The sequence below is a fragment of the Zoogloea sp. 1C4 genome (assembly GCF_009469605.1).
In the GTDB taxonomy this organism is placed as follows: Bacteria; Pseudomonadota; Gammaproteobacteria; order Burkholderiales; family Rhodocyclaceae; genus Zoogloea; species Zoogloea oryzae.
This window is the reverse complement of sequence record NZ_SSXU01000022.1, coordinates 58,608-66,214: the sequence shown is the minus strand read 5'-3', so window position 1 is coordinate 66,214 and position 7,607 is coordinate 58,608. Positions and strand designations below refer to the sequence as shown.

Below are 7,607 nucleotides of genomic sequence, written 5' to 3'. Positions count from 1 at the left end.
GTGTGGAAGTGCCCGGGGTCGAGATCATCCACCGGGGCCGAATCAAGAACCTGAGTGCCAAGGCGCGTCGTCTGCTTAAACGGCGTCAAGCAGTCGAACCCGTAATCGGACACCTGAAGGACGACTGCGGGCTACGGCGGAACTGGCTGAAAGGATCTGAAGGAGATGTGCTGCACCCGGTGCTCTGTGCCGCGGGCTACAACTTGCGCTGGCTACTGCGGGCGGTGGCTCGTTTGGGGCTGACGGCCCTTTTTGCGCTCGGCGTGCTGGTCGGGATGCTTGGGCGGGTGCTCAGTGGCAACGCAGCCTGGCCGTCAGGCTGGCGGCTGCAAGCGGCGAATTGAATATTTCAGGGCCGACTAAATCCGTGGCCAAATGGACTTGGCGACTTTTTACTCACCACGCTTTCAGCGAGATACAGCGCGCTCGCGCCCTGAAACGCTGGAACGAAGGCAACGTCGATTCGGTTGAGAAAGCAAAGCCGTGGGAACAGCTCGACATCTCTCGCCGCACCTATTACTACCGCAAGAAAGCGGGGCTCCTACTCCCAGATGATTGCACTGATGCCATATCAGATAACAGCGGAGACGAGGGTGACTGAGCGAAGAATGCTAATCGGGCATCTCGCTTCTTTTAGCGCGCGCACTGAAGCTCAACGTGCTCCAGGAGGTACAGAAACAATGCGCCAAGAGGCCCGATCGAGTTCTAAGAAGGCGCTGACTCAATCGGACATCGTCATCCCGAGCGATGGTGCCTGGTTGCTCATCGACGCGCCGAATGGCCCTGACCAAAAACCAGCTACCACCTATGCGATATCGCATGCTGGGCGGCCCCCCTGACAGAGGCAGACCCCGAGCAAAGCCACGCTCAGCCACAAATGTAGCGAGCTCATCACCGCCATCGCGCGCTATACACCCTTACAACCCTGGCTCGCGATAACGCTACTCAGCCCTCCTGCCTTCCAAGCAGAGGGGTAAAAAATGAAAGGAAACTATTATGGATTCAGCAACTTGGAAAACACGCGTTATTCCGTCGTTACCGGCGATAACGTCATCGAGGTCACACAGTTCAACAGCGTGTTTGCGGGCTCCAACCCACTGGAGCTCCTTGTGGCACTTCCTTACCTCGACCTCATCAACAAACTGAAGCAAAGCTTCTCCATCGACGACAGCCCGACCGCCTCGGCAGTCCAGCAATACCGCAATTACCTGAGCACTTTGAACGGTTACCTGGCGTTCTGTGGAAAAACCGTCGACTCAAACATCGGCACGGAACTGGCCGGAAACTTCGACGCCAAGGTCCGGGACTATCTCGAAAGCATCACCGTAGCACCCCGGACACGCCGCGACCGAAGGCTGCACCTTCATGCAATGCAGAAGCTCTACCAAGCCTCGCTCACTGCTAGTCACACTCCGCCGCCCAACAAGCAGCGCAGCCTCGAGACTACGCTCCGGCTGCGTATCGCGGAAACCGGCGTTGCTCCCAAGACGTTGGCAAAGCAAGCGGGGGTAGATCCGACCACCCTGTGGCGCTGGCTGAAAGGCGCCACACCGCGTGCCGATACGCTGCCCGCTGTACGACGGCTGGAGGTAAGGCTCGGCCTTGCCCGCGACACCCTTGTGAACCTCATAGAGAAGCCCATCAATGAGCAGGAGACGGCTGTGGCGATGCCCTCTCACCGCCTGCGGATGGCAGAACGTCCAAAGCACAATCTGCCCCTTCCCGAATCCGCCTTGGATGTCTCCTTCCTGCAAGAATGGCGCGCACTCTTCGACTACAAGATCAGCGATTTCCCAATCCTCGAGCGTCAACCTCGTGGCCATTGGCGCCTCATACCACAGACCGTCGCTTCGTCCGTAAGTCCCTTGGCCCAGCGCGGGACGATGGTCTGTCCAACCGCCAGCATGTTCATGCAACGCATACGCACCTTTCTTGGGGTTCTGACCAACCTGCCCCCGGAGAACGGGGGCATCACGTGGTATGAACCGCCGCCACAAACGCTAGCCTGGTGCGCCCATCCCCAGGCGCTTGAGTGTTTCCTGCAATGGATAACAAGTCAATCCGACGGCATTCGACACAACCGACAGAAGGTGTTTGCCCGCGCTGTCTCCAGTCTGCTCCGCCCTGAGACCGGGTTCTTGTGGCAGCAGGCCGCCGTCTACCGGGTCCGATTACCCGAGGGATTTCGGCCCGCAAGTGACGATGCCTGGCGGGAAATGTGTGCGAAGAGCCATAAATTCCTGCGCGACTACATCCGTAGTGCAACCAGTGTCAGTCGCAACCCGGAAGAACCCATTGCGAACCTTCTGAACTCGCCTAATCCACTCAAGCCGATTCGGGACGCGATCGTTCGCATCGACACAGATGCCGCCAACTCTTCCCCTGGAAGCATCAGCGAAGCCAGACATAAGCGAAACGCACTTGTCCTCGCACTCTTGCTGTCCAACCCGATGCGAGTGCGAACCCTCGCCTCACTCACCTGGATGCCAAACGGCCACGGCACGGTCCGCGGAAGTCCGACAGAAGGTTGGCGTATCCAGTTGCAACCGGTGCACCTGAAGACCGGCAACAGCAAGCAGTCCCGGGGATATTCGGTCAAAGTTGCGGACTGGGTCAAACCCATGATGGACGAGTACATCGGGGAGTACCGGGAGACGTTGCTGGCAGGTAAGGCCAGTACTTACCTGCTGGTCGGTGACGAGGACGGCGGAATCTGGGAGGGACTGAGCCGAACAGTGCGGCATCTGACACGACGCTACATCCCTGGCTCGCCCGGCTTCGGTCCGCATGCCATGCGCCACCTCGTCGCCACAGATTGGCTTCGCAAACATCCCGGAGACTTCCTCACAGTGGCCGAACTGCTGAACGACAACTTGACGACCGTGCTGGAGAACTACGCCCATCTACGCCGAGACGACTCGTTCTCACGTTACGAGGCTTATCTCGACACACTGAAATGAGCCTGTCCAATCCTGCGCCTGAACGCGGCAGCTGCGTAGCCCGCGTTATGAGGTGACCCTACGTTCTCGGTTGCGATGGGCGCGCACAGCCGCGACTCACAACTCGCCACGAAATGCAGCCTGGAGAACACGACAGAGTCCTCCAGGCTGCATTCCACACGAATCCGACAACCCGTGCGCGAGAGTTAAACAATTTTCAGACAAAAATCTGTCGAATAATACAAACTACAGACACATCATCAGGGTTTGAACGTGGCAATCAAGCAGAAAACCGACATCTCGCTGCCAGAGATCCTGCTTACCGGTGAAGGCAGCCCCTCCGCAGACCGTCAGGTTCTTCGGCTTCTCGCCGAGGGGCGACTGCGGAAGCTGTACCAGGGCGTCTACACCAGCAATCTGACCAGCCCCCCGGAAACGCTCGTGCTGCGTCACTGGGCGAAGATTGCGAGCCACCTTTTGCCCGGCGGCGTCCTCAGCTATCGGAGCGGGTATGACGCGAAGCCGGTTGAGGGGCGCCTTCACGTGACGCGTGGCAATCGACCGCGAACCCTGGAGTTGCCCGGCCTCGCCATCAAGATCATTCCGGGACAGGGCGCGGCCGAAGGCGATACGCCCTACAAGCGCCTGTTCCTCGCCAGCCAACCTCGCTGGTTGCTGGAGAACTTGGCGACGGGCCGTGGTGTGAGCGAGCGCGTGCTTCCCCAGGACGTGCTCGAGGCGGAGCTCGACAAGATGCTCTCGATCCGCGGGGAGGATCGGTTCAATCAACTCCGGGATGCCTGTCGCACGCTGGCTGACACCCTGGGTCGAGAAAAGGAGTTCAAGCGACTGGACGCCATCATGGGCGCCCTGCTGGAAGCCGACGAGAACAAGAAACGATATGGCAAGCAGGGGCTCGCACGTGCCGCCGGCCGCTCCTCTGACCCGGACCGCCTCACCCTGTTCGACACGCTATTCAGCCGGCTACGCTCGGAGGCCTTGCCGGAAGTGGCCGCCACGGCGGAAGCTGGCGTCGCGCGCGAGAACTTCGCATTCTTCGAAGCCTACTTCTCGAACTACATCGAAGGCACCACGTTTCTGGTCAGCGAAGCCGAAGAAATCGTATTCGAAGGCCGGCTCATCCCGAACCGGCTGGAAGACGCCCACGACCTTCTGGGGACCTTCCAGAGCGCAATGCATGGGCCATGGCGCGATCAGCCCGCGAACACGGCGGACGACTTCCTGCACTGGCTCAAGAGTGTCAATGCGCTGGTCATGCAGTCCCGACCGGACAAGCACCCAGGAGAGTGGAAAAGCCGTAACAACCAGGCCGGCGCGACGCCATTCGTAACCCCCGAGCTCGTGCAGGGCACGCTGCGGGAGGGTTTCGAGCGGATTCAGGCGTTGGAGGACCCGCTCGCCCGCGCGCTGATGACCATGTTCGTCGTCTCCGAGGTGCATCCCTTCCTGGACGGGAATGGGAGAACGGCGCGCCTGGCCATGAACTGTGTTCTGAGCGCTGCGGGCCGGTCCCGCATCATCGTGCCGACGGTTTCTCGCGAGGATTACCTGCTGCCGCTGAAGCGCCTGTCGGGCCACGCCGACGCCACGCCTTACCTCCACACGATGGTCCGCCTCCATAACTGGACGGCAGCGTTCAACTACACCCAACCACGACACCTGCTCTACGAAGCGTTCAAGCGGAGCAATGCCTTCAAGACGGACTTACGGAACTTCCGGTTGGTGTTTCCAGAGCCCCACGCGGGAACCGCCTGAGTCGATGGTCGAGCGCCTTCAGGGCCGCTGGGCAGACTGACGGGTTCGCTTTCGCAGCCAAACATGGAAGAAGCCCGGGAAGGCATTGGCTCTCCCGGGCTTATCTTGTTTCCTGCGCTACGTTCCTGCGCTAGATCCTTGCGTCAGCGCTCCATTGGGCAGCGTCCGGCCGCGGCCTTGAACACTGCATTGCGATCCCGCTTGCCGCCCGCAATGACCACAACCAGTTGCTGGCCCCGCACCTCATAGACCAGTCGGAGCCCACCCCTGCGGAGCGGTATTTCATAGCGATCCGGATGCCCCCGAGCGTGGCTGCCGGCACGGGCAGCTTTTTCAGACGCTCGGCCAGCAGCGTCTTGAACTGCGCCCGGACGCTGCCGTCGAGTGCTCTCCACTCGGCCAGGGCCTCATCGATGAATCCAAGCTCATAGTTCATCGAGCGCCCCCCGGGTGACGCGCTTGCCGGCACGGGTATCGGCAAGGACATTGAGCTCCAGGTCCTTCAAGCGATCCATCAACGCTACGTAGGCCTTTGCGGGAACACAATAGAACACCGGCGCGCTGCGATTCAGCATTGCAACGGGCATCCCCTCCCCCGCAGCAACTGTACCCATGGGGTTGCGCTTCAGTTCGGAAACGGTCGCGGCGGTTTCCGCCAGAATCAGGTGTGCCATCTTGGCCTCCAGGACGCTTTCCAAGGGGACTGCTTGCTCAGCATCACTGCATCTCCGGGCACGGGCACAAAGCCGTAACCGATGAGCGCATCACGCACCGGTCCGTACACCTCATCGACGATCAACGCATCGCCGCAGAGCAGCCCACACAGCTTGAGGTAGGCCCGAAACCAGCCGCACTGGCGATAGCGCGGCGGGACGTAGACGTCTGTAATCACCAACACATCCTTGAAGGTGCCAACGCCTGGCACCGACAACTCGGGCTCGTACTCGAGCGACACCCGAAATCCGTGATAGCGCAGTTGTACCGCACGGGATGCCCGCGCATCCAAGACGCCCAGGATGAACTCGACCGTCTTCAGCTCGACCGAAGGCACATGCGCACCGCCTGCCATCATGCGGCCCTCCTGCGGAAATCGAACGGGATGATGTTGCCCGAGCGAGCGCCAGCCGCCGGCCTGGGTGCCGAAATGATGTCAGCCACACGGGCATCTCCCCAGCCCATCGCGCCCACAGGCGCTTGCGGCTCACGACTGAATGGTTTCCTGGATTTCTCCCTCTCGGCCTGTTCTCGCGCCTCGAACGCAGCGTCCATCGCTGCCGTCACATCCATTTCGTAGCCAGCCGCCGTGTGCTCCACGGGCAATGGTTCCTTATGCATCATCGTCGCGACCTGCGTCGCCTCAATATTCACGTAACGCATCGCCATCTGGGCCGTCTTGTGCCCAGTGATGACCATCAGCACTGGCAGATTGCCCTTGAACTCAAGCGCAAAACGGGTCGCCGAAGTGTGCCGCAGGTCATGCAGCCCGACATCCGTCAAACCTGCCTTCTTGCAGGACACGGCCCAGGCTTTCTTGACCGCCTCGTAGGTCGTCGGAAACACCTTGTCGTCGGGTAGCGGGGGCGTGGCCGCATACTTCTTCAGTTGCGACAAAACATGCAGGGCACCGGGCCCCAGGGGCACCTTACGAGCGCCGGCTTTGGCATCCCGCAGCTTGATCACCCGCTGGCGCCAGTCGATGTCACCCCAGCGCAGGTGCACCAACGGCTCGCACGAGCGCATAGCGGTCTCGAGCATCAGGCAGGCGAGTGGTGCTGCGTAAGGGTTGGGATAGGCCGCCAGGTGCTTCGAGACCTTCTGCCACTCTTCGTTTGTGACGACGCGGTCGCGCCCCGCCTCGACCGCGGGCATATCAACTTCGGCATCGGCAGGATTCCCCCCCAGCCCTCGCCATTTCCACACCGCGCTGGCGTGCTTGAACAACCGGCGCAGCTCGGAACGTTCGAGGTGAATGGTCGCCGACTTTTTCCCCTCTGCGCGCAAGGCGTTGATGACAGCCTGGACGTGATGCGTCGTCACATCGGCCATCATCATGCCGGCCAGCTGTTTGCGGGCCCGATCGCTCTCCGCGCTACCCTTGCCTAGGCGATGCCGGTGCGCGGTCAGCGACGCCGGGATGACCCGTACGGGCTCTTCAACGAAAGTTACGTCCCAAAAGACACGCTTCCCCTCTTTCACAAGCGTCACCGGGGTGAGCTCGACGACGGGCAACCCGAGGGCCCGCAGGTAGCGATTGATACGGCGAACGTCCTGACTGGCGCCCTTGAGGTACGGCAGGCGCTCCTTCGCATAATCCGAGAACGCCGCGCCCACGCTGGTTCGATGCGCACCGCGTCCGGACTGTGCGGGCGCATCGCACAACTCGGCTTTGAGCGCCTCCATCGCACGCATCGCCTCGGTCTTGTTCTTGAAGCCGGAGCGATAAATATCCTCACCCCGAATACGCATCCGAAAGGCCCAGCCGGCGCCTTCCTGGTAGGACTTAGCCATGGAGCCCGCCTTCGGCGGCAGGCGCCTTGCAGGGGGGCATGAAGACAGATGTGTGCAGAGACATGAGCAACTCCAAGAAAGTAGGAGTTGCGTATAGGCACGCAGAGCGAGGATGAACCGTCGACATGCGCTGCAAGTGCGCACTGGAGCGCATGCAAACGCCATCGGCCACCGGCCCGTTTGACAGAAAAACGTCAGAACAAGGCACAAAAAGCACTTAGCCCAGCTTTATGGGCTGGGCTAAGTGCTTGATAATTCTTGGTGGCCAGTCGCGGAATCGAACCACGGACACGCGGATTTTCAATCCGCTGCTCTACCAACTGAGCTAACTGGCCTGAGAGAGCGCAAATAATAGCCCCCTATCAGGGGCTTGTCAAATAATTT

Annotated in this window: 6 protein-coding genes and 1 tRNA gene; 3 read left to right on the top strand and 4 right to left on the bottom strand. The window is 60.7% G+C overall.

Going from position 1 to position 7,607, the window contains the following annotated elements:
• From GH681_RS19340 to GH681_RS19330, 3 genes are all read left to right on the top strand, one after another.
• Positions 1-344 (top strand): transposase (locus GH681_RS19340; protein WP_228111996.1); only part of this gene is annotated, 344 nt, incomplete at its 5' end.
• 636 nt (positions 345-980) lie between these two features.
• Positions 981-2,960 carry a site-specific integrase gene (locus tag GH681_RS19335; protein WP_153163184.1) on the top strand — a complete coding sequence of 660 codons (1,980 nt, stop codon included), beginning with the start codon at positions 981-983 and terminating at the stop codon, positions 2,958-2,960.
• 252 nt (positions 2,961-3,212) lie between these two features.
• Complete coding sequence (locus tag GH681_RS19330; RefSeq protein WP_153163183.1) at positions 3,213-4,715, top strand: Fic family protein; 1,503 nt, start codon at positions 3,213-3,215, stop codon at positions 4,713-4,715.
• A gap of 425 nt (positions 4,716-5,140) precedes the next feature.
• Here the strand turns inward: GH681_RS19330 and GH681_RS19325 are convergent, their stop codons facing one another.
• From GH681_RS19325 to GH681_RS19310, 4 genes are all read right to left on the bottom strand, one after another.
• Positions 5,141-5,389, bottom strand: a complete 249-nt coding sequence (locus GH681_RS19325) for a type II toxin-antitoxin system Phd/YefM family antitoxin (RefSeq protein WP_153163182.1) — start codon at positions 5,387-5,389, stop codon at positions 5,141-5,143.
• Positions 5,377-5,787: a hypothetical protein gene (locus GH681_RS19320; protein WP_153163181.1), complete on the bottom strand. Its 411-nt coding sequence runs from the start codon at positions 5,785-5,787 to the stop codon at positions 5,377-5,379. The genes GH681_RS19325 and GH681_RS19320 overlap by 13 nt, the downstream gene beginning before the upstream one ends.
• Complete coding sequence (locus GH681_RS19315) at positions 5,784-7,223, bottom strand: site-specific integrase (RefSeq protein ID WP_194271283.1); 1,440 nt, start codon at positions 7,221-7,223, stop codon at positions 5,784-5,786. The genes GH681_RS19320 and GH681_RS19315 overlap by 4 nt, the downstream gene beginning before the upstream one ends.
• Before the next feature lie 259 nt (positions 7,224-7,482).
• Positions 7,483-7,558: transfer RNA gene (locus GH681_RS19310), tRNA-Phe, on the bottom strand.
• Positions 7,559-7,607: the final 49 nt, after the last annotated feature.